A 23803-nucleotide genomic window follows, 5' to 3' on the forward strand; every position below is an offset into this window, starting at 1 on the left:
CTGTTATCAATTCATGTCAAGAGGGGACGACATGGACGACTCCCAATCCGGCGTTCATGCCTCTTTGACTGACCACGTTCCGTGGTTTCTACCTGGGGCTGACGGCTCAGATCCTCTGATGACGCTGGCAGCTTTAAGCCTTCTCGGCGCCGTGGCGTTGCTAGGGGTGATGTTTTTCACTCTCCATTCTTTGCCTGAGAGGCTTGGGCACAAAAAGCTCCAGTTCGAAATCGTCGCTGTGCTCGGACTGCTGTCCTTGTTCACGCACGTCCACCTGTTTTGGGTTGCCGGGCTTCTGCTGGCGCTGATCGACCTTCCAGATTTTGCCACGCCGCTGGGGCGAATCTCCCGCGCGCTCGAAAAAATCGCAGGCATCGAGGCGCCTCGCGAGCCCAAATTGGCCTTTGAGACTGCCGAAAGCCTCCCTTCGCCAGAAACCGCCAAAGCCGAATCTGAAGCTACGGACAAAGCCGGGAAGGAGACGGCCTAAAAGATGCTTGAACTCTTCTTGTGCTCCCTGCTCACAGTCCTCCCCGATTACCTCTATCGCCATTACTACGAAGGCAAGCGGATCGGCCATGAGATCACGGTTTATTCGGTCTGGTATCAGCTTCGCTGGGGCCTCACCGCGTGTCTGATTTTGACCATCCTGCTGATCACGACGATTTTCTACTTCCACCCTTCATCAACCAACGTCGCTTCGTTCTACCGCACCATTCCGATCATCCCGGAAGTCAACGGTCGTGTGGCAGAGGTCTACGTTCAGCTTGAAGACAAGGTGAAGCAGGGGCAGTTGATCTTCAAGTTGGAGAGCAGCCGGCAGGAAGCGGCCGTCGAGTCCGCGAAGAGATCAATCAAGGAACTGGATGCCGCAATGGTTGTCGCGCGCTCGGAGATTACCGGGGCGGCGGGGCAGATTCAGCAGGCCAAGGGCGCTCTGCAGCAGGCTATCGATGAGTACGACACGAAGGCGGAACTGAGAAAACGCAATGCCGACGTCGTAGCCACACGTGAACTGGAGAAGCTTCAAAACGTTGTCGATGCGCGTAAGGGCAGCCTTGCCGCGGCAGAGGCCGCAAAGCAGGCCGCGGAGGACAAAGTGTCGAGCCTTCTGATCGCACAGAAGGCGACTGCGGAGGCTGCCCTTCAGCAGGCTGAGGTGGATCTGGAGAAAACCAAGGTCTATGCGGGAGTCTCGGGAACCGTGGTACAGTTCGTTCTGCAGGTCGGCGACTATGTAAACCCCTTCCGTCCTGCAGGCATCCTTGTTCCTGAAGGGCTCAATGGGAAGCGCCGGCTTCGTGCTGGCTTTTCCCAGCTCGAAGCCCAGGTCATCCGGCCGGGGATGGCGGCTGAAGCCGTCTGCATGTCAAACCCCTTGGCCGTCATCCCCATGGTTGTCACCGATGTGCAAGAAGTAATCGCAGCCGGTCAATTTCGCGCCAGTGACCAGATCGTAGACAGCCAGCAAGTTACGCGCCCAGGCACGCTAACCGTCGCTCTCGATCCACTCTATGAAGGCGGCTTGGACAAAGTAACGCCAGGCAGCGCTTGCGTCGCGAACGTGTACTCCAATCATGAAGAGGAAATCGCCAAGTCCGGCTTTCTAAAGAGCCTGTCTCTGCACATGGTCGACGCAACGGGCGTCGTACATGCCCTCTTGCTTCGCGTGCAAGCGCTCATCATCCCGATCAAGACGCTGGTTCTGACGGGACACTGAGCCCGAGTAAATTGGTAGTGGCGGGACTTTGCTTCGCCATTCCCGTCAGATCGCGAGACGGTTTGGTCAGGCGCTAGTTCTTCTTGCCGGATTTTTTCTTAGCCTTGCCTCCAGCGATCTTCACGCAGCTCTTGCCTGCGCTGTCAGGCGCGTAGCCCTGATCGCAATTCGGCTTTGCTCCGACGAGATCCACCTTGCGCGGCTTGTTGGAGCCTGCGTTGCTCGAAGGCTTTTTATCGGACTTCGACGGGCTCAAGTCCGGCGTCTTGGGCGCCACCCGCTTAACCGGTTCAACCATGGGCTCAGCTGACGTCACACCAGGCTCACCCAGGGCCACGCGCGAACCGCTCAACGCCACGGTTGAAGCCAGCACCGCAGCAGCACTCCACCGAGCAATGTTCGCCATGTCATGCCCCCCGTGTCATGGCCCCTGTGTCATGGCCCCTGTGTCATGGCCCTTGTGTCATGGCCCTTGTGTCATGGCCCTTGTGTCATGGCCCTTGTGTCATGGCCCTTGTGTCTTGGCCCCGACGTCGGTGGCAACCGGGCAGAGCTGAACGATGCCACGACCCTGCTGACAATCTCAATCGCTGAGCGAGCGACAAAATAAAAAGAGCCGGAGAAGCGGCTCTCCGGCTCTTTTCGCCCCTCTCTTAGAGGAGCATCACTTATTGGGCCGTTCGCGGGTCCAGGTGCTCAGTCCGGACACACAAACCGCCTGAATGCGCGCTCAAAAGGTAGCCTTGAGAGCGGCAACACTTTGGACTTCATTACGAATTACGCAGGACTTCGGTCCACTTCGGACCGCAAGGACCACAGCGCTCCTCAATCTGATCCTTCGATGCGACGCAGGCTGCGTTCGGGCAGAAGTGCGTGCTCGGTCAAGTTGCTGATGCGATGCGGACGTGTCTGGTCATGCCGTAAAGACCATGATTGCAAGCGTGGAACCTACGGCGAACGCAGTACTGTTGCCCAAATAATCTGCGTCGCGCGCGCTTGTCACGCAAATTGCCCAGCAAGAAGGCTTGCCGGGCGCGGTGTCGGCACCTAAGAGGAAGAGTGAAGCATGGCTGCAACACGACTTGTGTTGGACAGATGGCGCACCTAGCGGGTCGCAGCCGGGCATTCGCCAGCATTTTCAACAAGCAGCCCTTCGATGTCTCACAACACCTTCGGTCACCTCTTCCGTATCACCACTTGGGGTGAAAGCCATGGCCCGGCGATTGGATGCGTGATCGACGGCTGTCCGCCGGGTATCCCGCTCGAAGCTGACGAGATCCAGGCTTTCCTCGACAAGCGCAAGCCGGGGCAGTCTCGGTTCGTGACCCAGCGCCGCGAACCCGACGAAGTGCGGATCCTTTCCGGCGTCTTCACGGACGACGCAGGGCGGCAGGTGACGACCGGCGCACCGATTGCGCTCGAAATCCAGAACGTTGACCAGCGCTCCAAGGACTACGGAGACATCGCAGTAAAATATCGCCCCGGGCACGCCGACTACACTTACGATGCCAAGTACGGCATCCGCGACTATCGCGGGGGCGGCCGCTCCTCGGCGCGCGAGACCGCTTCCCGCGTGGCGGCAGGCGCGCTGGCACGCAAGGTCGTGCCCGGCGTCACCGTGCGCGGCGCCCTCGTTCAGATCGGGCCTCACGCCGTAGATCGCGCCAACTGGAATTGGGACGAAGTCGGCAACAATCCCTTCTTCTGTCCCGACGCGAAAGCTGCTGCAACTTGGGAGGCCTACCTCGACAAGGTTCGCAAGGATGGCTCATCCGTCGGCGCGGTGATCGAGGTCGTGGCCGAAGGCGTGCCGGCTGGTTGGGGCGCCCCGCTCTACGGCAAGCTCGATCAGGACCTCGCATCCGCGATGATGTCGATTAACGCGGTCAAGGCCGTGGAAATCGGCGCTGGCATGGCGGCGGCAGCACTGACGGGTGAAGAGAATGCCGACGAAATGCGAATGGGCAACGACGGGAAACCGCACTTCCTTTCCAACAACGCTGGGGGAATCCTAGGCGGGATCTCGACAGGGCAACCCGTCATGTGCCGGTTCGCGGTCAAACCCACCTCATCCATTCTCACGCCGCGGAAGACCGTCGACCGCAACGGCAAAGATACAGATGTCGTCACCAAAGGGCGGCATGACCCGTGTGTCGGCATCCGAGCGGTGCCCGTCGGTGAAGCGATGATGGCAATCGTGCTCGCCGATCATTTCTTGCGCCATCGAGGGCAGTGCGGGAGCTGAGAAAACCGTTCTTCGTCCTCAGTGACACAGCTCGAGATCCGCGAACGCAAATCCCTCGCGCTCGACGGTTTCTCCCGTTTTGACCGACACGGCTTTCGAGAACATCGGCCCTGCCGTGACGCAGGAGTGGAATTCCCCATTCTCTCCACATGGATCAATGCCCACCGGAAGATCCGCAAGGAACGAGGCATCGAACCGGCGACCGGCAAAAGAGGCGTCCAGCTTTTTCTGATCGACCACGGAGATCCATGTCTCCAATCCTCCCGCGATCATTTCATCTGCAAGCGCGCGCGTATCGCGCAGCCACAGCGGAAAGAGCGGCTTCAACCCTGTACCCGACAGCTTGTCCTCGCGATACTTGCGGATGTCCTCCAGATAGAGATCGCCAAACGCCATCGCCTCCACGCCTGCGGCGAGTGCTTCGGAAACGAAGGCTCCCATGCGCTTTTCATAGTCTTCGTTCGAGCATGGCCACGGTAGCTCCACGACATGGAGAGGAAGTCCGGCCGCCTCGGCTTGTGCTTCTAGGATTTCTCTGCGCACGCCATGCATGGCAACCCGATCAAAGGCGGCATTGACCGTCGTGACGAGTCCCACAACTTCGATGCTGGTATCTTGCCGCAAGACATGCAGCGACCAGGCACTGTCTTTCCCACTCGACCAGCTCAATAATGTTTTCAAACCATGCGCTCCGAGGCTATAGCCGTACCTGCATCAACTAACCCTTCCGGCCCAACGACGAAAGCCCAAGCTATGCCGCAGTACAAGTCCATCGTCGTGCTTACCGGTGCGGGGCTCTCAGCCGAAAGTGGACTATCCACATTTCGCGACTCCAGCGGCATCTGGTCGAGGTACGATTGGCGCGACGTAGCTACCCCGCAAGGCTTTGAAAAGAATCCCACCCTCGTTCACGATTTCTACAACATGCGCCGCCGTGCCCATGCGGATGTCAAGCCGAACGCCGCGCACCTCGCCCTTGGTAAATTGAGCCGCGAACATCCCGGAACCACCATCGTTACTCAGAACGTCGATTGCCTGCACGAAGCGGCTGGTACAGAACGGCTGATCCATATGCACGGCGAGGCGATGAAATCCTTGTGCGCGCATTGCGAGGATCGCCAGCCGTGGACCGGCGACATGTCAGTCGAAACGCTCTGTGCTGCCTGTGGCCAATCAGGCGGCATGCGGCCGGATGTCGTCTGGTTCGGCGAGATGCCCTATCACATGGAGAAGATCGGCAGATTGCTTCTGGCCTGCGATCTGTTCATTTCCATCGGGACCAGTGGAAACGTCTATCCCGCTGCCGGATTTGTCGCCGCCGCGCGCGAAGCTGGCGCTCACACCGTCGAGTTGAACCTCGAACCATCGCAGGGCGCGAGCCTTTTTGCCGAAGCGATCTACGGACCAGCAACGCAGGTCGTTCCTGCATTTGTCGCGCGCCTGCTCGCGACGAACGCTTAGCGTCGGAATATCGCCACCGCTTCAATGTGCGCGGAATAGAGAAATTGATCCACCGGCGTCACGCTTTCCAGACGGCATCCACCATCTATCAGTGTCCGAGCGTCACGGGCCAAAGTTGCTGGATTGCACGAGACTGCCACGACAGTCTTGACCTTCGACTTTGCCAGCATTCTTGCCTGCGCATCCGCTCCGGCGCGTGGCGGATCGAAAACCACGCAATCGAAATCGCGCAATTCTGTTGCCGAGAGCGGCTCGCGAAATAGATCGCGCACGCACGCCTCGACCGGTTTTAGACCCGTTGCCTTCTTCAATCCCGTGTTGAGTGCTGCGATGGCGCGCCTATCGCTGTCGGCCGCAAAAATTTTGGCGCGCTCAGCGAGCCTATACGTAAATGCTCCAACTCCACAGAATAGATCAGCCACCGCCTTCGATTTTCCCACGGCGTCGCCAATCAACTGCGCCAGAACGTCTTCCATCTCGGCCACTGCTTGCAAGAAGCCACCCGGTGGCGGCACAGCCTCCGCGCGGCCGAAGCGAAGTGACGGCGTCAACCCCTCGTAAACCGGATCACCATCGATGCTGACCCGCGCAATCCTCGCCGCAGACGCCACGTTAGCAATCGCGGCGCACAATTCCGGTGTCAGCTTCGCCGCCACATCCTCCAGAGCCACATCCAGCCCGCCCATCGTCCACGTTGCGATAACGCGCGTTTCGCCGCGTCGTGACAAGACTGGCGCCACCAGTTCTCTCATGGCCGGGAAGGCCGACACGATCTCCGGGCGCAGGACGCTGCACTCATCAAGATCGACGAGATCGTGTGAGCCGGATTTGTGGAAACCCAAAAGCACGCCAGAACCGATGCCGCGCGCGCTGAGCACCGCCCGCCTACGCGCCCCACGACAAGCAACGACGTCATTGAGCGGAGCATCTATGCCGCGCGCACGAAACGCGGCCGCAACTTGTTCCTTCTTCCACGCTAGATAAACCGGTTTATCCATGTGTTGAAGCGCGCACCCCCCGCAAACAGTAAAATGCCTGCAAGGCGGGACGACGCGATCTCCACTGCTCTTGAGGACATCAATAAGATGTCCCGCAGTGCCATCGACACTAGCGCGTATTCTTTCGCCAGCGAGGGTGAAGGGTACGAAGATGTTTCCCTCCTCAGTATCCGCAACGCCGTCTCCTTGGGCACCCACTCGGGTAATCTCGAATTCGCGAACCTCAGACATCCTTCAAAGCTCCGAGCAAGAACTCTTCATTGCCCGATCCACCTGCAATCGGGGAGACAACCACACCGCAGACGCGCCAGCCCGGCTGCTTTTCCACAAATGCACGCACATTTTCCACCGCTCGGGCGCGCGCCGCTTCATCGCGCACGATCCCGCCTTTGCCAATGTCGGCGGGCGTCAACTCAAACTGCGGCTTGATCAACGCCACCAGAAATGCCCCACGTGCCGCTAGTTTCATCGCTGCGTCCAGGGCCTTGATCAGCGATATAAATGAAAGATCTGCGACCAGCGCTTCTATGGGCGCGCCGACGTGAGAGGCACTAATCTGTCGAATATCGAATTCCTCGATACTCGTTACGCGGCAATCCGTGCGTAAGCCCTCATGGAGCTGAGCCCGCCCGACATCGACGGCATAAACGTGCTTTGCGCCCCGCTTCAGGAGAACTTGGGTAAATCCACCGGTTGAAGCTCCTGCGTCCAGCGCTACACGCCCGGACGGATCGAACCCGAACGCTTCGAGCGCGGCTTCGAGCTTTTCTGCCCCGCGCGACACAAACTCAGGTGTTCCGGTAGCAAGCGTGACCGAGGCTCCGGCAGGAACCGTCTGAGCAGGCTTCGCGCAAGGCACGCCATCGACCATGACAAACCCGCGCAGAATAAGGTCACGCGCCCGTGCTCGACTGCCAACAAGGCCCTCGGCAAGCATCCTGAGATCGAGACGGGTTGAAGCAGGCGCTGACATGGCCGTTGCATCACCCCTCGGGCGTCATCCGGTCAAGCCAAAAAACGAGAACATCCAAGATGTGCGGCGAAGAGATCAACTCGCGATGGCTTTTGGGGTTTCATACGTCTGACGCCTCAGCCTCTGCACGGCGTTAAGAAGCGCGAAAGGCGCCCCTGACAGCAGAACCTTCACATAGCGCTCATCCTGGAAATCGCCGTTGAGCGAGAGGCGCGGCAGTGCCGTGAGTTCATCGTAGTGATGGGTGTGGATCAGCCCCTTGCGCGTCGTCACAGCAGTTGCCATCCCCAGATCGCGCGCCATCTCGAACTCGCGTTCACCCGCTGAAGACTCGCAACCGTATGGATAACTGAAGTGGCGACATGGCTTGCCGAGTTCGTCTGCAATGCGCGCGATGCTCTCCGCCATCTCTTGGCGGGCCTTGGTCGCATCAAGCTTTGAAAGAGCATAGTGGCCCATAGTATGTGCCCCGATCGTAACCAGAGGATCGACCGCAAGCTCGCGCAATTCCTTCCACGTCATCACGAGATCTCGGCACAGGGCGGCCTTGTCGATGTTCGCCGCACGAGCCAACTCGGTCACGACGGAGCGAGCCTCGTGCTCGGGCAGATCACGTAGCCGCCAATAGATTGTATCGAAGGCCGATGTGCGCTGCGCGTCGGTTTCGAGATCATATTCGTGAATATCACCAGCCAAGTCGACCTCGACCCGCGGCAGACGGCGGAGGGCTTCCTCAAGCGTCAGCCACCATAAGTCTCCCTTTCCGTCCGCATAGTCGGCGGGAACATAAATCGTAAAGGGAACGTCGTGGCGGTTGAAAATCGGGTAGGCGTGATCACGATTGTCCCGATAGCCATCGTCAAGGGTAAAGACCGCGAAGGGACGTTCGCTGTCGCGCGACTTGAGCCGTTCTGGGACATCGTCGATTGAGATGCAGTCGAATCCGGCGGCCTTCACCTGGACAATAACGTTCTCAAGAAACTCGGGCGTGACTTGCAAAATCCGGTTGGGTGCGAAGCCTTCTTCTTGCTCAGGCCTAACGTGGTGGAGCATGAAAATTACGCCATTGCCGCTGGTAAACGGAGCAATTAGCTCATCGACCCCGGTGTAGTGCATAGCGCTCAGCGCCGCTTTCAGGAAGCTCCTGGAATTCATCAGCATTGTAATCGGCCAACTCACAGAATTTAGATACGCCGACCTATGGATCGACGAAGTAAATGCCGACTTGCAAGATGTGTGCGCACGACGGTAAATCCGCCCGTGGCATTGCCGACTTGGTTAACGATCTTGATATCAGAGTTTGCAGTCGGACATCAGGCCGCTTCACCGGCCACCTTGCGCGTGGCGCGCAGGAGCCGCTGCGTTGGCACGCCCGTCGGCACCGCGCGCGACATCGTCAGAATGTCGATGCCCGCGACCTCAAACCCCAGGAACGTTCCAGGCGCGTCCTGCAGGACGGTTGGCTTTTTCTTGGGATCCGGCAACAGGATGCCCGCGTCGAAGCGGCCCTCGATCGTCTCAAACAACATCCGCGCATCGTCATGCGCACCAGCGACGATGATGTGATCGTACGCCTCATCGAGTGCATCGAGCACGAGATTGAGCTGGTCGGGATCGATCTTATCGACCTGCTTGATCGGAGCGCCGCTGCCGATGAAGTGCACGCGGCTTTCTGGCAAACGCTGCACGATGTCCCCAAACGTCGCCTGGCCCGAGAGCAACTCCGAAAGCCCAACATCAGCTGACATTCCGGTCATGCTTGCTATGCCGGATTGTACACCGGGACTCCAATCGACGACGATAACCTGCCCCCCGCTCGCGCTGATCGCCTTACCCAACTCGATTGCGTCGCGCCCCACGTTCTTGACGTTGGGCGTTTCGCCCGTGACCAACGTGCGGAATCCGCCCTGGTCCGGTGTGGCGGCACTGAGGCGCGCTGAAATCTCAGCGACAGAACGCTCCCCACCTTCATTGCTGGGCTCGGATGCTGGGGCCGACAAGGCTGGAGCTTTTGTTTTTCCAGCCGCGGCGCCCGCCACCGCTTTAGGCGAAGGCTTGGCGCTCAGGGTCGGTTCGGCCTTCAACTCAACGGCTTCTTGAACCGGAACCGCGCTTGTGCCCCCGCTACGCGCGCCATCAAAGAGCGCCCGGGTGATCGTCCAGAACGTTCCCAGCAGGAGCGTGGCAAAAGCCAGCAAAGCCGCCGTCTGTCCCTTTTTCGGAGAGATAGGGAAGCTGGCCGGTAATGCCTTTGAAATGACCTGGGCTTCGACCGGCTGAGCCCGTGTGTCGAGGCGCTTGCGATTGGCTTCGAGCTGGGCCTGCAGATTATCAAGCTCGGTGCGCTTTGCTTTTGCATTGGCTTGCAACTGACGCAGCTTCGCCTCCTCGGGAGCCTGGCTCACGACGCGCGATTTGACCTCTTCAAGACTTGCTGTGATCTGGGCAACGCGGTCATGCGCAACCTTGACCTCTTTTTCCAAGCCCTCGACGAGCTTTGCGACTTCAACTGAGATCTGCCGCTTCAATCCCGAAAGATCGGCATTGAGCTGACGCATACGCGGATGGCCAGGCAGAAGGGTTGCTGAAAGCTCGGAGATCTGCCGCTCGATGCGCACACGTTGCTGCACGAGGTTCTGAATGAGAGGCGACTTCTGCACGTCAGGCAGCGCATCTGCCGATCCGGCCTTCGCCATTTCGCGCGCGGACTTGGCCCGAGCCTCCGCCTCACCCAGCGCAGACTGCGCCTTCGTGAGTTCCCCGGTCAGCTCCGAAAGCTGCTGCTCATTGAGGCCGGTGTTCTGTGCGCCACCCTTAAAGACGTTGATCTCGCCGCTATAGCGCTCAGCCTCGGTCTCAGCTGCGGCCACTTCGGGCACCAGTTTGTCGATCTTGCCTTTGAGAACCGTCTGCTGCTCATCAACCTCTTCAGCAGCAGCCGAGGCAAGCGAGTTGCGATAGGCTTCCACCAGGTGATTAGCGATTTGGGCCGCCAGGGGCGGTTTGATAGACGACACCCGCACACCGATAAACCGGCTCTCCTTTGCGGAATAGACTTCTATTTGCCTGAAGAGCGCGTTGAGGACTCTGTCGTGCTCGCTCTCTCCCGGACGCGGACCGCCGATGCCAACCATGCGCATCAGCTTATCGGGCATATCTATGGGACCTAGCGCGTTATTGAATTCAGGGTCGTCCTTCAACTTGAGTTCGTCAGCAATTTTGGAGACCAACTCGGGGGCCTGAAGCGCGCGCACGTGCGTGTTGATCGCCTCCTTGTCCATCTTCACCGTCAGCGAATCTGGCGACGATGTTTTGGGATCTGCGAAGCTGCTGGAAGCTCCTTTCGCGACGATCGCAAGTTCAGCCTGCGACTGGTATTTCGGTGCAACCTGCATCAGAGCGCCGTAAGCGAGCGCGCCGACCGCGGCACTACAGAGAACGAGACGAGGCAAGCTACGGCGCAAAGCCCCGAATATCGTACTCATCTCGATGTCGTCAGGAGACGCTTCACTGCGTGCGGGCATGGGTCGACTCGGCATGGGCTGAGGGGAGTGTTCTGAGTCGCTAATAAAGAAGCCTGAAGGTTAGCAACGGCTTAACCGTTTCAAAAAAGGGCGCGTGCTCAGCCTTTCTTAACCCTCGGAGACTAACTTGAGGATGTTCGTATTCTGAAAGTCGGGAAGAGTCTGTCATGTGTGTGCGCTTAAGGGTCTTGGCCGTGGCGGCTACTGCCATGCTTGCTGGCTGTGCTGGCGTACCGGGCGGCAACCTCTTCTCCGAGCCCCTGCTGGTGTCGAATCCGCTTCCTGCCGACGACTACGGCGCACCGCCCCCACCCGTCGTTGTGGAAGAAGCACACCAAGTCGCCTGGGGTGAGCCTACCCATTTGCCCGTCGAACTGGCCGGTCCGCACGCGGTCGCCGACACAGATGGCCCTTACCTGCTCGACACCGGCGACAGGCTGCGCATTTTTGTCTACGGCCAACCCAATCTGTCGCGGCTTTATATCGTCGACCACGAGGGCAAGATCGCCGTTCCCCTCATCGGCAATGTCAGCGCACGCGGCAAGACCACTTCACAGCTTCAGTCGACCATCCGCGCGCGACTGGGCTCTGAGTTCGTCAAGGATCCCCACGTCACCGTCGATATCCAGCAGAACCGCCCGTTCTTCATTCTGGGAGAAGTTCGCAACGCGGGCCAATACCCCTACGTCTCCGGCATGACCGTCGAGACGGCGGTAGCCATTGCTGGCGGCTACACTGAACGCGCAAGCCAACGGACGTTTCGTATTACGCGCCGCATTAACGGTCTGGTTGAACAGATCGAAGCACCCGGCGATTACGTCGTGAAGGCTGGCGACACGGTTTACGTGTTTGAAAGGTTCCTCTGAGACCCAGATAGGAAAGTCCTTCGGAACCGAGCCAGAGTCCTGGCCAGGGTAACGCCATGCGTATTCTCCACTGCCTCAGGGCACCCATCGGCGGATTGTTCCGCCATGTTCTTGATCTCGCTGGCGAGCAGGCCCGCCGCGGTCATGACGTGGGTTTGCTGACGGACAGTACGGTTCAGAATGCTCTGACCAGCGTCCAGTTCGCTGAGATCGCGCCCTTGTTGACGCTCGGCGTCGCGCGCATTCCGATCAGCCGGCAGCCGGGTTTAGGCGACTATAAAGCCGCGCGCGCAACCCTCGATCACGCCAGACCGCTGAACCTCGACGTGTTGCATGGCCACGGAGCAAAGGGCGGCGCCTATGCACGTCTCGCGCGTCGGGCGTTACGAGCACAAGGCCAACCCGTGCAGGCGTTCTATACGCCGCATGGCGGCACATTGAACTATCGGCCCGGTACTGCCCAGTCGACAGTCCTGCTGAGTTTAGAACGCGTTTTGGAGCGTTTCACAGACGGACTGATCTTTGAAAGCGCCTATGCGGCCCGCGTCTATTGTGATCGCGTCGGCAATGGACCGGCACCACAGCGCGTCATTCATAACGGCCTGCGCCCTGGCGACTTCATGGCTCACACGCCTGAGCCGGACGCCACGGACTTCCTCTTCATCGGTGAGCTGCGCCCCATCAAAGGCATGGACCACATGCTCGATGCGCTGGCGCAGCTCAACGAGCGTTCGCCAGTGACCGCGACAATCGTGGGATCGGGGCCGGAGGAGGCCAAACTCAAAGCAAAGACGGCGGAACTCGGTCTTCAAGACCGTTTGCGATTCACCGGAGCCTTACCTGCCCGCACCGCGTTGTCCCTGGGTAGGACAATGGTTGTTCCATCCTTGGCCGAAAGCTTCCCCTACGTTGTGCTGGAAGCCGCGGCTGCAGGGGTGCCGCTCATTTCGACCGACGTCGGCGGAATTCCTGAAATCACCACAGGAACCGACAGCGAGCTCATTCCTCCAGCCAGCGTTCCAGCATTGGTGAAGGCCATGCGCGAATGCCTTGATCATCCAGAAGCCGCAGCACAACGCGCCCAGCGGCTGAAAGACAACGTCGCGAGTAAATTCACGGTCTCGGCCATGGCCGATGCCGTGCTGGCGTTCTACGCATTAAGAGATGCTTAACCTAACAACGCGGCGGTGCGTCTCAAAGCTCGTGTGTTAACCTCCATTGGCACACGGAATGCTTGCTCAAGTCTCGAAATCGCAATGTTGAACACTCGAGACTGAAAATGCCTGCCACTCTTCAAACTCTCCCGGCAAACCACTCCAACACTTATCGTCCGCGCTTGGCGCTTGCCACCGCTCGCCTCTGCGACGCTAGCGCAAACCCGAAGTCAAGCATTTCGCCGGTGGTCGTCTGTGGCAGCGTGCGCGCGATGGATTTTGTCCTCATCACCCTGGCTGGTCTGTTCATCGCTATCGCCTACGTGAACGAACCTGGGATCGTCGGCAGCGCGCGCTACATGACGGCGATCGTCGCAACCGGTGCTATCACGACAATCACTTTCCAGCTCTTAGGTCTTTATAACCTGCGCACCTTCTCCTCGGTTATGCGCAACGTTCCGCGCATTATGCTGGGTTGGAGCGCCACCTTCGCGGCCCTGATCGTCGCGCTGTTCCTGCTGAAGATCGGTGCACACGTCTCGCGCGTCTGGCTGGCAACCTGGTACGTTGCGGGCGCAACCACATTGATCGCCGACCGCGCGATCCTCGCTTGGATTATGCGTTCCTTGGCCGCAAACGGCCGCCTCTACCAACGCGCCGTGATCTACGGAGCGGGCCCCGTCAGCGAAGAGCTGATTGCCGAGCTTGAGGCCGATACCGATCAGATCGTGCGCATTGCCGGCATCTTCGACGAACGTGACGACAAGCGCGGACCGCGCCTGGTTGGCGGCTATCCGCGACTTGGCAGCGTCAATGATCTGCTTGCTTTCAGCCGCACCACGCGCCTCGACCTGGTTATCGTCGCGCTCCCGCTTACGGCCGAAAATAGGCTTTTGCAGCTGTCGAAGGTGCTTTCGGTGCTGCCCGCCGACATCAAAATGCCTGCTCGCGCCACAGGCCTGCGCTTTGCCCCGCGCACCTACTCGCACGTCGGCTCAGTGGCCATGATCGATCTCTACGACAAGCCCATCGCGGATTGGGGAACGATCTCGAAGTGGCTTTTTGACAAGATCGTCGGTGCAACCGCATTGACGCTCCTGGCGCCCGTCATGGCACTCGTCGCGCTGGCGGTAAAGCTCGACAGCCGTGGTCCCGTTCTCTTCCGCCAGAAGCGTTACGGCTTCAACAATGAGCTCATCGAAGTCTTCAAGTTCCGCTCGATGTACACCGACCGCTGCGACGCCGCGGCTGCCAAGCTCGTAACCAAGGACGATCCGCGCGTGACCCGTGTCGGCCGCATCATCCGCAAGACCAGCCTCGATGAGTTGCCGCAGCTCTTTAACGTGCTGCTGGGCGACCTGTCGCTTGTTGGTCCGCGCCCGCACGCTGTACAGGCCAAGGCGGGCACAGAACTCTATGACGAAGTCGTGGACGGCTACTTCGCCCGCCACAAAGTGAAACCAGGCATTACCGGCTGGGCGCAGATCAACGGCTGGCGCGGCGAGACCGATACGCGAGAGAAGATCGAAAAGCGCGTCGAGCACGATTTGTATTATATCGAGAACTGGAGCGTGTTCTTTGATCTCTACATTCTGCTGAAGACGCCCATGTCGTTGTTGTCGACGCAGAACGCCTACTGAACCGCGACGCAATTTTATGCCTGGGAATTGAACAAAGCGGCGGAATGATCCGCCGCTTTACGTTTTGTTCACCCCAAGTCTTGGCCCGGCTTAACATCACCAGCTGGGGCCCGGTCCTTGCATCCTTAACGGCGCGAACAAGAACACTGCCTTTGAGGGTTTCATGTTGGAACGATCACTTAGCGTGCTGCGCATTGATGAGGCCACCGAAAGGCCGCGCAGCTTCGTTCACACGGCTGCCCTTGCCCTTGTTTGGCTGACCTTCGCCTCGAGTGGCGTGGTGTTTTCCGAGCCTTGCCCCACAGATGGTATGGCACTCGGCCTCATGGTCCTTCTGCCTGTCATCGGCCTGGTGCGCGTACCAAAGTTGCTTGCTCTGTTTCTCCTCGTTTCAGCGGTAATAGCGGCAACCGGTTTGGTCTCTGCCACTTTCGCTGAAGACACGTCCAAGGCGGTGACCCACACTCTCGTCTCCTTGTTCCTGGGCGGTTTCACTTTCACAATCGCCGGATTTATCGCCGTTCGCCCGGTCGAGAATATCAAGCTCATTTTCAGCGCCATCACCGTTGCCGCCGTGATCGCGGCTCTGGCAGGCATCGCCGGCTACTTCTCACTCGTTCCCAACGCTGAAATATTCACAAAATTCGGACGTGCGTCTGGCACGTTCAAGGACCCCAATGTGTTCGGCCCGTTCCTAGTACCTCCGATCTTGTATGCCGTTCACATCGCACTTCAAGGTTCCCTGCGGCGCGCCTTGCCGCCGTTGATGCTGGCAGGACTCCTGGCGCTAGCCGTCTTCTTGAGTTTCTCGCGCGGTGCCTGGATAAACCTCGTCGTTTCAGCGGGTATTTATTTGGGACTGTCTTTCCTCACTGCGCCAACCAACGGCAGGCGGCAGAAGATTGCGCTTCTGGCGATTTTGTGTGCCGCCGCGCTCGGAGGCGTCGTTGCAGGCGCGCTGCAAAACGACAGTGTCGCCAGTCTGGTCAAAGAACGCGCCAGCGTAACGCAGAGCTACGACGTGGGCCCTGAAGGTCGCTTCGGTGGACAGCAGAAGGCGCGCGCCCTCATACTTGATAATCCGCTTGGCATCGGTGCCGCGCAGTTTTCGCCGTTCTACCATCACGAGGAAGCGCACAACGTCTACCTCACCGTTACACTGGCAACGGGCTGGCTCGGATCGGGGCTGTATCTCATCATGGTGTTGTCGACCCTGGCTCTGGGTCTGCGCCAGTGCTTCAAGCGTACACCCTGGCAGCCATTCGTCCTGATTGCATTTGCGACCTTCGCGGCCAACGCAGCCGAGGGAATCATCATCGATACCGACCATTGGCGCCACTTCTATGTGCTGATGGCTTTGATCTGGGGAGCGACAAGCGCCTCTGCGGTCCGCGCGAGCGCAGGCGAAAGCCAGCGCATACGCATGCCGCGCATAGCAACTCCCTCTCGGGCCGGCACGCGAATTGGACGTCTTCAAACGCACGGATACATCGCCGGATGACACAGGGCCGGATAACTCTAGGCACGCGCACGAATGATGCAGCAGCGTCAGAAGGTAAACGACCGGGCCGCATCATCGCGGACGGCCGCAACGCTTTAGCAAAGTCAATCTTGTTCATCCGCCCTGCGCGACGACGCGGCCGGATCTTAAAGCCTCTGGCGTCCGTCATCGACAATCGGCCCGACCCTAGCCACCCGCCAAACCGCCGACATGGCTCCATTGTGAAGCTAGCAGCGACCTCAGGCCCAACCAATGCGAGACACTAAGTACAAAGAGCGCATCATTCCTATCTCGGGATGACGCGCTCTTTCGTATTTCTGGATGCGCCGACAGGCACCTTGCGGCACCAAGGCAATTTATCAAGCAACCGCGCTTGTCGCCGGTATATGCTGCTGACAAGGATAGGGAACGCCTGTCAACGGATTGACGACAAGAGATGCGCGGAATTTGGGTTGCGTGCGCTTTGTTGTGTGCACGTCGATCAATTCGACGAGGTGGATGCGGTTGATCATCGAGACGTAGTTGCGAAAGTGTGCGCTTCCCATGGCATCATGATCCCGTGTTGAGACTATGCCATTTGCGAAGCATGAATCTTGCCACTGAACACCGTTTTCGGACTAAACCCAGCGAAAAACTGCAAGCGCGTAGAGCACGCAAACCGCCACCGCCGGCCACAGATTGCCACCGAACATGCCGAGCCACGCCAGGCAAATGAACGCGCTCCCCAGTAGCGAAATGAAAAGCCGATCTCCCCGGGTTGTATCAAGTCCAAGAACGCCGTGACGTGGATCGCCGCCTGGCACCAGGATCTCCCAAACTGTCATCGCGATCAGACAGCACGCGATGAACAAGAAGAAGAGCGCAGTTGGTACGGTCCAGGCCATCCAGGACAAGAATGTCGTGCCTTCCATGTCTATCTCCTTGTCCTAGACGCGACCCAGCGCGAAGCCCTTGGCGATGTAGTTGCGCACGAAGTAGATGACGATCGCACCCGGGATAAGTGTCAAAACGCCAGCGGCAGCAAGCAGACCAAGTTCATAGCCGGATGTGCTCGCCGTCTTCGTCATGGCCGCAACGATTGGCTTTGCAGCTACCGACGTGAGGTTCTTGGCTAGAAGCATCTCGACCCACGAGAACATGAAACAGAAGAATGCCGCCACGCCGATGCCTGCAGCGATTGTTGGAATAAAGATTTTGACAAAGAAGCTTGGAAACGAATAGCCGTCGACGTAAGCGGTCTCGTCCAATTCTTTGGGCACACCGGACATGAATCCTTCCAGGATCCACACCGCTAACGGCACGTTGAAGAGCGTGTGTGCCAAGGCGACCGCCCAAGGCGTATCAAACAGCCCCACCGCGGAATACAGATTGACGAATGGCAACACAAACACGGCAGCAGGCGCCATACGATTGGACAGCAACCAGAAGAAAAGATGCTTATCGCCGATAAAATTGTATCGCGAGAAGGCATATGCGGCGGGCAGCGCCACCATTACAGAAATCACGGTATTTATCAGAACGTACGTGATGGAATTTATGTAGGCGTTATACCAGCTCGGATCTGTGAAAATTGTCTTGTAGCTCGCAAACGTGAACTCGCGCGGGAAGGCACTAAACCCTCCCAGAATTTCGTTCGTGGTTTTGAACGACATATTGAGCAGCCAATAGATCGGCAGCATCAAGAACAGAATGTAGACGAATAGAATGAAATAGCGCCAGCGCATCACTTCGCCTCCCCACGCATCATCAGCGTGTAGAACAGCCAGCTCAGGAACAGGATAATAAGGAAATAGACGATCGAGAACGCTGCGGCCGGGCCCAAGTCAAATCCCCCAAGCGCCTTCTGAACCAAATCGATCGACAGAAACTTCGTCGTGCTGCCTGGACCGCCCCCGGTGAGAACGATGACTTCAGTATAGATCATGAAACTATCCATGAAGCGGAGCAGGATCGCGATCGTCAGCACGTGCTTGAGCTTCGGAAGCTGGATATAGCGGAACACCGACCAGCGCGAGGCGCCGTCCACCTGAGCCGCCTGATAGTAGGCGTCGGGAATCGAAACGAGGCCTGCATAGCACAACAGAACGACGAGGGATGTCCAATGCCACACGTCCATGAGCACCGTCGTGAACCAGGCCGCAAACGGTTGGCGCGTATAGTTATAGGGAATGCCCAAACCGTTGATGGCCTTTCCTAGTAGCCCGATATCTGGCAGCGCCATGATGTTCCACATCGAGCCAACGACATTCCACGGCACCAGCAGCGGTAGCGCGATAAGCACAAGACAAACCGATACCCACGGCCCTTTGCGCGGCATGCACAGCGCGATGGCAAGCCCAAGCGGTATCTCGATGGCCAAGACCAAGCCGGTAAAAATCAACTGACGTTGAAGCGACTCGTGGAATTGCCTATCGTGCAGCACCTGTTCGAACCAGCGCGTGCCCGACCAAAAGAATTCGTTATTCCCGAACGTCTCCTGCACCGAATAGTTGACTACGGTCATCAGAGGGATCAGCGAGTTGAAAAGCACCATCAGGAAGACGGGCAGAACGAGAAACCACGCCTTGTTGTCGAACGTCTTTTTCATCGGGCAGCTCCTCGCGCTGCATCGCCGACGAGCCAACCATCGGCATAGATCCGTGCGCGTGATGCATCAAAGGTAACTTTTGCATTGTCGGACGGAATGGCCGCTCCTTGGCGCACGAGAATTTTCAGCGGCTGATCTCCAGCCTGGGCCGATACGATATTGAAGCGACCGGCATCCGCGACTTTGGTCACCTGCACCGGTAGGCCATCGGTAGAAAATTTCACAAATTCCGGGCGGATGCCGACTTGAAGCGTTTGAGCGCCTCCTCGGTACTTGTTGGCATTTTCCGTCGCGATCTCTGTGCCGTTGACCAATGCCTGACCATCGCACACCTCGCACGCGATGAGGTTCATGCCAGGAGATCCGATGAAGTGGCCAACAAAAGTGTGGTGCGGCCGCTCGAACAGCTCAACCGGTGTTCCGATCTGCACTACCTCGCCATCGTTCATCACGACCACTTTATCCGCGAAGGTCAACGCCTCGGTCTGATCATGCGTGACATAAATCATGGTGCGTCGGATACGCAGATGCAATTCCTTGAGCTTGGATCGCAACTCCCACTTCAAATGCGGGTCGATCACCGTAAGCGGCTCATCGAACATGATTACGTTGACGTCCGAACGCACCAGACCGCGCCCGAGCGATATCTTCTGCTTTCCATCCGCCGTCAAACCAGAAGCCCGGTTCCGCAGCGTGCCGGACAGGTCGAGCATCCCGGCGATTTCATCCACCCGCTTGGCGACGGTTGTTTCATCGACGCCGCGATTGCGGAGAGGGAATGCCAAATTGTCAAACACCGTCATGGTGTCGTATATGACAGGAAACTGGAACACCTGCGCGATGTTGCGCTCTTCCGGCGTCTTGTGCGTGACGTCGACGTCGTCGAATTCGATGCGGCCTTTGGTTGGAATGAGCAACCCCGAAATCAAATTGAGCAACGTCGTCTTACCGCAGCCCGATGGTCCCAGCAGAGCATACGCGCCGCCATCGTCCAACGTTAGCGTCATAGGCTTCAGCGCCCAGTGCTCCGGTGCAGACGGTTCGGGAACATAAGCGTGCGCCAACTCGTGAAACGAAATTTTTGCCATCAGCCGGCCAGCTCCCCAGTTGGCTTGTAGTAGAGGATCTGATCGGTATCGACATAGAGCTGCGTCTGCGTGCCGACCTCGACAGGGTGTATGCCATGCGATTGTGAAACCCAGGTCTCATCGCCTACTTTGAAGTGAATAACGCTCTCGGACCCCGAAAGCTCGGTAATCAACACGCGCCCCGCGATAGTTGCTGAGTTGGCGGCGATGCTAGATTTCGTAACGTGGTGAGGCCTTATCGCGATGGTGTAATCCCCATCGGGGATGTTGCGCGCCGCTGAGCCGAGCGCCCATTGCGGGCCATCCGAAAGCTTTAACTGGCCATTCGTCTTGACTGCCGCATGGGTATTGATCGGTGGATCGGAAAACACCCGCGCCGAGGCTAGGTCCTTTGGATGTCGATACCCTTTTGCAGTTGGGCCAAATTGGGTGATACGGCCTTCATGCAGCGTTGCCGTGTTGCCGCCGAACAGCAGGGCTTCTGCTGGCTCTGTCGTTGCGTAAACGACAATGCAATTTCGCTCCGCGAACAACTTCGGCAACTCGTCGCGCAATTCCTCTCGCAGCTTGTAGTCCAAGTTGGCGAGGGGCTCGTCGAACAAGATGATATCGCTGTCTTTAACGATAGCACGAGCGATTGCCGTGCGCTGCTGTTGACCGCCCGAAAGCTGTGACGGCTTGCGGTCCAGCATCGGGGTCAGACGCAAAAGCTCAGCAGCCTGCATGACGCGGCGGTTAATCTCCTGGACGCTCATTCCGGCAACTCGCAGGGGAGTTGCAATATTTTCGCGGACCGTGAAATTCGGATAATTGATGAACTGTTGGTAGACCATAGAGACGTTGCGCTTCTGCACAGGAACGCCGGTTACATTCTCCCCGCGAAACCATATCTCTCCACTCGTGGGCTTTTCCAGCCCGGCCATCATCTGCATGAGTGTAGTCTTACCAGCCAGCGTCGCGCCGAGCAGGACATTCAAACTGTTATCCGGCAGCACCAGATTTGTTTCATAGATGAAGGTATCGGCGCCAACGCGCTTGGTTATGTTTCTTAGTTCTAGCGACATGGCCTCTGAGCTTTTTGGAACGCTCTGATCGTACGGGATGAAAAACCCCGGGGCACGCCAACGTGGTCAGCGCCCCGGGTACAATCGCATTTGCGTTGTTGACCTCTAGTTCTTGGTCCAACGCTTGATCAGCTCATCATAGGCGATCGTCTGGCCCGGTTCTTTCTCGTTGGCGAGCTTGGCGGCGGGGCCGTCAGGCTTGCCGAGCCAATCCTCGGGCTTCTTTTCAGGATTGAGACGCGGGCCGCACCCGCCGTAGGTTTTATTGGCTTTATCGGCCGCCTCCATTCGAGCCATCATCTGGTCCATCTCGCCCGCGAGACGATCCATGGCTTGCTGAGGCGTGAATGCACCGGAGTTCACATCGCCGATCTGCTGCCACCAAAGCTGCGCAAGCTTGGGATAGTCAGGCACGTTGATGCCGGTTGGCGTCCAATTCACCCGATCTGGCGAACGATAAAATTCAACCAGGCCGCCAAGGTTGGGGGCACGGTCCGTGAAGGACTTATGGTTCACCGTGCTATCGCGGATAAACGTCAGACCCACATGGCTCTTCTTTACGTCAACCGTCTTGGAGATGACGAACTGTGCATAGAGCCAAGCTGCCTTTCGACGATCGACCGGAGTTGATCTGAACAAAGTCCATGAGCCGGCGTCTTGGTAGCCGAGCTTCATGCCTTCTTTCCAATACGGACCATGCGGCGAAGGCGCCATCCGCCACAGCGGCTTACCGGCGTCATCAACTGTATTGTTGCCATCCTTCTTGGGCGCGACCATCGAAGCGGTGAAGGCCGTGTACCAGAAGATTTGCTGAGCAACGTTGCCCTGGCTCAGAGCCGGCAGCGACTGATAGAAGTCGTAGTCGGCAGCACCGGGAGGTGCGTACTTGCGCAGCCACTCATCCCACTTCGCGATGGCAAACACGGAAGCCGGAGCATTGGTGCCGCCGCCGCGCGCCACCGATGCGCCGGAGGGATTGCAGCTTCCCTTATCCATGCGGATGCCCCACTCATCGATGGGACGGCCGTTGGGTAGGCCAGGCGAAGTCGAACCCGCCATCGATAGCCACGCGTCGGTCATGCGCCAGCCAAGGTCGGGTGCACGCTTGCCGTAGTCCATGTGCCCGTAGATGCGCACGCCGTCGATTTCCTTCACATCATTAGTGAAGAACTCCGCGATGTCCTCATATGCCGACCAATTGACGGGAACGCCGAGATCGTAGCCGTACTTGGACTTGAACTTCTCCTGGAGGTCCTTGCGGTCAAACCAATCCTTGCGGAACCAGTAGAGGTTGGCGAACTGCTGATCTGGAATCTGCCAGAGCTTTCCGTCCGGGCCGGTAGTGAAGGATTTGCCGATGAAGTCGTCGACATCGAGCCCTGGGTTGGTAACGTCCTTGCCTTCTCCCGCCATCCAGTCCGTCAGGTTCACAGCGCTCTGCAACCGCGAATGCGTTCCGATGAGATCGCTGTCGTTGATGTAGCCGTCATAGAGATTGCGGTTGGTTTGCATCTGGGTCTGCACTGCCTGCACGACTTCGCCTTCGCCGAGCAGCTGATGATTGACTTTGATGCCGGTAATTTCGGTGAAAGCTTTTGCCAGCGTTTCCGACTCGTAGCTGTGCGTCGGAATGGTCTCCGACAGCACGTTGATCTCGAGCCCTTTAAAGGGCTCGGCGGCCTTGATGAACCATTCCATCTCCTTCATCTGCTCTTCTTTGGACAGAGTCGAAGGCTGGAATTCGCTTTCGACCCACTTCTTGGCTTCGTCCATGCCGGCAAACGCCGGGGCGGACAAAGATATGGCCGCAGCAATCATTGCTACGGCGGATATGCGTTTCCTCATTTTTTTCACCTCCCAGGGCACAGAGAGCTTAAAACTATCAAGTGAAACAAAACGCGTGTCAATCGCAAAGCCCTAGCGAAAAATGAAAGCACGGAAATCAAACGAAAAAACGCAATTTGATGCGTTGTCCGCTGGCTTTTTTGCGGCATTGCAGCAGAGAGATTGTGCGGCGCAAGACTTTCGAATGCACTCGAAAACTTGAAAAAACGAATATTGCGCGCTACCATAACCGGACAGGGAGAGCTTCGAATGTTGACCACTTCACCGCGCCAACAGGAAATCGTCCGGCTCGCACGCGAGCAAGGTCGCGTCGACGTCGAGACGCTGGCAGAACGCTTCACAGTGACACCGCAAACGATCCGCAAGGACTTGAATGACCTATGCGAACGAGGCGTTCTGCAGCGCTACCACGGAGGCGCGGTGATCGCCTCCGGCGTTGCAAACTACGGCTACGAAGCGCGGCGACAGCTGGCGACGGAGGAGAAGCGGTTGATCGGCGTAAGGGCGGCTGCGCTCATTCCTGACAACTCTTCGATTTTGATCAACATCGGAACCACGACAGAGCAAGTCGCCACCGCACTGCGGCATCGTCATGGGCTATTGGTAATCACTAATAATACCAATGTTATAAACATTTTAATCGGCTGCGCAGGCATCGAGGTCATCGTCGCTGGTGGGGTGTTGCGCCATTCGGATGGCGGCGTCGTCGGCGAGGCGGCCGTGGACTTCATCCGCCAATTCAAGGTCGACTATGCGGTCATCGGCACTTCCGCCATCGACGAGGACGGCTCATTACTGGACTACGACTATCGCGAGGTCAAAGTCGCAAAGGCGATCCTTGGATGCGCCCGCCATACCATACTCGTTGCCGATAGCATGAAGTACGCGCGCACTGCGCCCGTACGCATCGGTCATCTATCGGAAATCGACTATTTCGTAACCGACCGGGCACCGCCTCCGGCGCTCGCAGCCATCTGCCGGGAGCACAAAGTTGAGATTGCCCTGCCTGGATCGGCTTGAAATTTCGTTTTCTTGCGATAATCTTCGCTTCTCAGCCCCGGCCGACGCGCGCCGGGTTCGTCAGGAAGAGCCTAAGTCGCCCCGTGCGAGGCCTTCCAAACCATTTGCCCTTTCCCG

At 58.2% G+C, this 23803-nt stretch carries 22 protein-coding genes; 9 read left to right on the forward strand and 13 right to left on the reverse strand.

What is annotated here, in order from left to right; translation table 11 throughout:
- Positions 1-31: 31 nt before the first annotated feature.
- Both R3D51_11395 and R3D51_11400 read left to right on the forward strand, forming a co-directional pair.
- A complete protein-coding gene (locus R3D51_11395; GenBank protein ID MEZ5900081.1) occupies positions 32-490 on the forward strand; it encodes a hypothetical protein in 459 nt (152 codons plus the stop codon).
- Between the two features lie 3 nt (positions 491-493).
- The gene (locus tag R3D51_11400) at positions 494-1720 is read left to right on the forward strand and encodes a biotin/lipoyl-binding protein (GenBank protein MEZ5900082.1); all 1227 of its coding nucleotides are present in this window, start codon (positions 494-496) and stop codon (positions 1718-1720) included.
- 73 nt (positions 1721-1793) lie between these two features.
- Here the strand turns inward: R3D51_11400 and R3D51_11405 are convergent, their stop codons facing one another.
- On the reverse strand, positions 1794-2126 hold the full coding sequence (locus R3D51_11405; protein MEZ5900083.1) for a hypothetical protein: 333 nt from the start codon (positions 2124-2126) through the stop codon (positions 1794-1796).
- Positions 2127-2876: 750 nt separating this feature from the next.
- Between R3D51_11405 and aroC the strand changes: the two genes are divergently transcribed.
- Positions 2877-3965 carry a chorismate synthase gene (aroC, locus tag R3D51_11410; protein MEZ5900084.1) on the forward strand — a complete coding sequence of 363 codons (1089 nt, stop codon included), beginning with the start codon at positions 2877-2879 and terminating at the stop codon, positions 3963-3965.
- Between the two features lie 18 nt (positions 3966-3983).
- Here aroC and R3D51_11415 read toward each other — a convergent pair whose 3' ends face one another.
- Complete coding sequence (locus tag R3D51_11415) at positions 3984-4646, reverse strand: ATP-binding protein (GenBank protein MEZ5900085.1); 663 nt, start codon at positions 4644-4646, stop codon at positions 3984-3986.
- A gap of 72 nt (positions 4647-4718) precedes the next feature.
- On the opposite strand from R3D51_11415, the gene R3D51_11420 reads away from it, so the two are divergent.
- Positions 4719-5426 (forward strand): NAD-dependent deacylase, encoded by a 708-nt coding sequence (locus tag R3D51_11420; protein MEZ5900086.1) that lies wholly within the window; start codon positions 4719-4721, stop codon positions 5424-5426.
- Here R3D51_11420 and R3D51_11425 read toward each other — a convergent pair.
- The 4 genes from R3D51_11425 to R3D51_11440 form a co-directional block, all read right to left on the reverse strand.
- Positions 5423-6655, reverse strand: a complete 1233-nt coding sequence (locus tag R3D51_11425; protein ID MEZ5900087.1) for a class I SAM-dependent RNA methyltransferase — start codon at positions 6653-6655, stop codon at positions 5423-5425. The two genes, R3D51_11420 and R3D51_11425, sit on opposite strands and share 4 nt — an antisense overlap.
- Positions 6648-7397, reverse strand: coding sequence for a TlyA family RNA methyltransferase (locus R3D51_11430; GenBank protein ID MEZ5900088.1), 750 nt, complete (start codon positions 7395-7397; stop codon positions 6648-6650). The genes R3D51_11425 and R3D51_11430 overlap by 8 nt, the downstream gene beginning before the upstream one ends.
- A 75-nt stretch (positions 7398-7472) precedes the next feature.
- Positions 7473-8552 carry a polysaccharide deacetylase family protein gene (locus R3D51_11435; protein ID MEZ5900089.1) on the reverse strand — a complete coding sequence of 360 codons (1080 nt, stop codon included), beginning with the start codon at positions 8550-8552 and terminating at the stop codon, positions 7473-7475.
- Between the two features lie 158 nt (positions 8553-8710).
- Complete coding sequence (locus R3D51_11440) at positions 8711-10921, reverse strand: exopolysaccharide transport family protein (protein ID MEZ5900090.1); 2211 nt, start codon at positions 10919-10921, stop codon at positions 8711-8713.
- A 209-nt stretch (positions 10922-11130) separates the two neighbouring features.
- Between R3D51_11440 and R3D51_11445 the strand changes: the two genes are divergently transcribed.
- The 4 genes from R3D51_11445 (at position 11131) to R3D51_11460 (ending at position 16082) form a co-directional block, all read left to right on the forward strand.
- Entirely contained in the window at positions 11131-11787 is a 657-nt protein-coding gene (locus tag R3D51_11445) for a polysaccharide biosynthesis/export family protein (GenBank protein ID MEZ5900091.1), read from the forward strand.
- A gap of 56 nt (positions 11788-11843) precedes the next feature.
- Positions 11844-12959 carry a glycosyltransferase family 4 protein gene (locus R3D51_11450; protein MEZ5900092.1) on the forward strand — a complete coding sequence of 372 codons (1116 nt, stop codon included), beginning with the start codon at positions 11844-11846 and terminating at the stop codon, positions 12957-12959.
- Positions 12960-13066: 107 nt separating this feature from the next.
- On the forward strand, positions 13067-14581 hold the full coding sequence (locus R3D51_11455; protein ID MEZ5900093.1) for an undecaprenyl-phosphate glucose phosphotransferase: 1515 nt from the start codon (positions 13067-13069) through the stop codon (positions 14579-14581).
- Positions 14582-14744: 163 nt separating this feature from the next.
- Complete coding sequence (locus R3D51_11460) at positions 14745-16082, forward strand: O-antigen ligase family protein (protein ID MEZ5900094.1); 1338 nt, start codon at positions 14745-14747, stop codon at positions 16080-16082.
- 359 nt (positions 16083-16441) lie between these two features.
- On the opposite strand, the gene R3D51_11465 is transcribed toward R3D51_11460, so the two are convergent.
- The 7 genes from R3D51_11465 to R3D51_11495 all read right to left on the reverse strand — a co-directional run bounded on the left by R3D51_11465 (position 16442) and on the right by R3D51_11495 (position 22639).
- Positions 16442-16627, reverse strand: coding sequence for a hypothetical protein (locus R3D51_11465; protein ID MEZ5900095.1), 186 nt, complete (start codon positions 16625-16627; stop codon positions 16442-16444).
- Positions 16628-16699: 72 nt separating this feature from the next.
- The gene (locus R3D51_11470; GenBank protein MEZ5900096.1) at positions 16700-16993 is read right to left on the reverse strand and encodes a DUF2160 domain-containing protein; all 294 of its coding nucleotides are present in this window, start codon (positions 16991-16993) and stop codon (positions 16700-16702) included.
- Positions 16994-17008: 15 nt separating this feature from the next.
- Positions 17009-17806: a carbohydrate ABC transporter permease gene (locus tag R3D51_11475; GenBank protein ID MEZ5900097.1), complete on the reverse strand. Its 798-nt coding sequence runs from the start codon at positions 17804-17806 to the stop codon at positions 17009-17011.
- Complete coding sequence (locus R3D51_11480; protein ID MEZ5900098.1) at positions 17806-18669, reverse strand: sugar ABC transporter permease; 864 nt, start codon at positions 18667-18669, stop codon at positions 17806-17808. Before R3D51_11480 ends, R3D51_11475 begins: the two co-directional genes overlap by 1 nt.
- Positions 18666-19757, reverse strand: coding sequence for an ABC transporter ATP-binding protein (locus R3D51_11485; protein MEZ5900099.1), 1092 nt, complete (start codon positions 19755-19757; stop codon positions 18666-18668). The genes R3D51_11480 and R3D51_11485 overlap by 4 nt, the downstream gene beginning before the upstream one ends.
- The gene (locus tag R3D51_11490; GenBank protein MEZ5900100.1) at positions 19757-20821 is read right to left on the reverse strand and encodes an ABC transporter ATP-binding protein; all 1065 of its coding nucleotides are present in this window, start codon (positions 20819-20821) and stop codon (positions 19757-19759) included. Before R3D51_11490 ends, R3D51_11485 begins: the two co-directional genes overlap by 1 nt.
- Before the next feature lie 105 nt (positions 20822-20926).
- Positions 20927-22639, reverse strand: coding sequence for an ABC transporter substrate-binding protein (locus tag R3D51_11495; GenBank protein ID MEZ5900101.1), 1713 nt, complete (start codon positions 22637-22639; stop codon positions 20927-20929).
- 276 nt (positions 22640-22915) lie between these two features.
- Between R3D51_11495 and R3D51_11500 the strand changes: the two genes are divergently transcribed.
- A complete protein-coding gene (locus tag R3D51_11500; protein MEZ5900102.1) occupies positions 22916-23686 on the forward strand; it encodes a DeoR/GlpR family DNA-binding transcription regulator in 771 nt (256 codons plus the stop codon).
- The last annotated feature ends 117 nt before the right edge of the window (positions 23687-23803 follow it).

Source organism: Hyphomicrobiaceae bacterium, assembly GCA_041397645.1.
Lineage (GTDB): Bacteria > Pseudomonadota > Alphaproteobacteria > Rhizobiales > Hyphomicrobiaceae > Hyphomicrobium_B.

Coding starts and splice junctions, on each gene's coding strand:
- R3D51_11440 (MEZ5900090.1), bottom strand. CDS start 10,921: ATGCCCGCACGCAGTGAAGCGTCTCCTGACGACATCGAGATGAGTACG.
- R3D51_11485 (MEZ5900099.1), bottom strand. CDS start 19,757: ATGGCAAAAATTTCGTTTCACGAGTTGGCGCACGCTTATGTTCCCGAA.
- R3D51_11430 (MEZ5900088.1), bottom strand. CDS start 7,397: ATGTCAGCGCCTGCTTCAACCCGTCTCGATCTCAGGATGCTTGCCGAG.
- R3D51_11465 (MEZ5900095.1), bottom strand. CDS start 16,627: ATGGGAAGCGCACACTTTCGCAACTACGTCTCGATGATCAACCGCATC.
- R3D51_11490 (MEZ5900100.1), bottom strand. CDS start 20,821: ATGTCGCTAGAACTAAGAAACATAACCAAGCGCGTTGGCGCCGATACC.
- R3D51_11420 (MEZ5900086.1), top strand. CDS start 4,719: ATGCCGCAGTACAAGTCCATCGTCGTGCTTACCGGTGCGGGGCTCTCA.
- R3D51_11500 (MEZ5900102.1), top strand. CDS start 22,916: ATGTTGACCACTTCACCGCGCCAACAGGAAATCGTCCGGCTCGCACGC.
- aroC (MEZ5900084.1), top strand. CDS start 2,877: ATGTCTCACAACACCTTCGGTCACCTCTTCCGTATCACCACTTGGGGT.
- R3D51_11455 (MEZ5900093.1), top strand. CDS start 13,067: ATGCCTGCCACTCTTCAAACTCTCCCGGCAAACCACTCCAACACTTAT.
- R3D51_11475 (MEZ5900097.1), bottom strand. CDS start 17,806: ATGCGCTGGCGCTATTTCATTCTATTCGTCTACATTCTGTTCTTGATG.
- R3D51_11470 (MEZ5900096.1), bottom strand. CDS start 16,993: ATGGAAGGCACGACATTCTTGTCCTGGATGGCCTGGACCGTACCAACT.
- R3D51_11495 (MEZ5900101.1), bottom strand. CDS start 22,639: ATGATTGCTGCGGCCATATCTTTGTCCGCCCCGGCGTTTGCCGGCATG.
- R3D51_11400 (MEZ5900082.1), top strand. CDS start 494: ATGCTTGAACTCTTCTTGTGCTCCCTGCTCACAGTCCTCCCCGATTAC.
- R3D51_11460 (MEZ5900094.1), top strand. CDS start 14,745: ATGTTGGAACGATCACTTAGCGTGCTGCGCATTGATGAGGCCACCGAA.
- R3D51_11480 (MEZ5900098.1), bottom strand. CDS start 18,669: ATGAAAAAGACGTTCGACAACAAGGCGTGGTTTCTCGTTCTGCCCGTC.
- R3D51_11445 (MEZ5900091.1), top strand. CDS start 11,131: ATGCTTGCTGGCTGTGCTGGCGTACCGGGCGGCAACCTCTTCTCCGAG.
- R3D51_11405 (MEZ5900083.1), bottom strand. CDS start 2,126: ATGGCGAACATTGCTCGGTGGAGTGCTGCTGCGGTGCTGGCTTCAACC.
- R3D51_11425 (MEZ5900087.1), bottom strand. CDS start 6,655: ATGTCTGAGGTTCGCGAATTCGAGATTACCCGAGTGGGTGCCCAAGGA.
- R3D51_11435 (MEZ5900089.1), bottom strand. CDS start 8,552: ATGAATTCCAGGAGCTTCCTGAAAGCGGCGCTGAGCGCTATGCACTAC.
- R3D51_11395 (MEZ5900081.1), top strand. CDS start 32: ATGGACGACTCCCAATCCGGCGTTCATGCCTCTTTGACTGACCACGTT.
- R3D51_11450 (MEZ5900092.1), top strand. CDS start 11,844: ATGCGTATTCTCCACTGCCTCAGGGCACCCATCGGCGGATTGTTCCGC.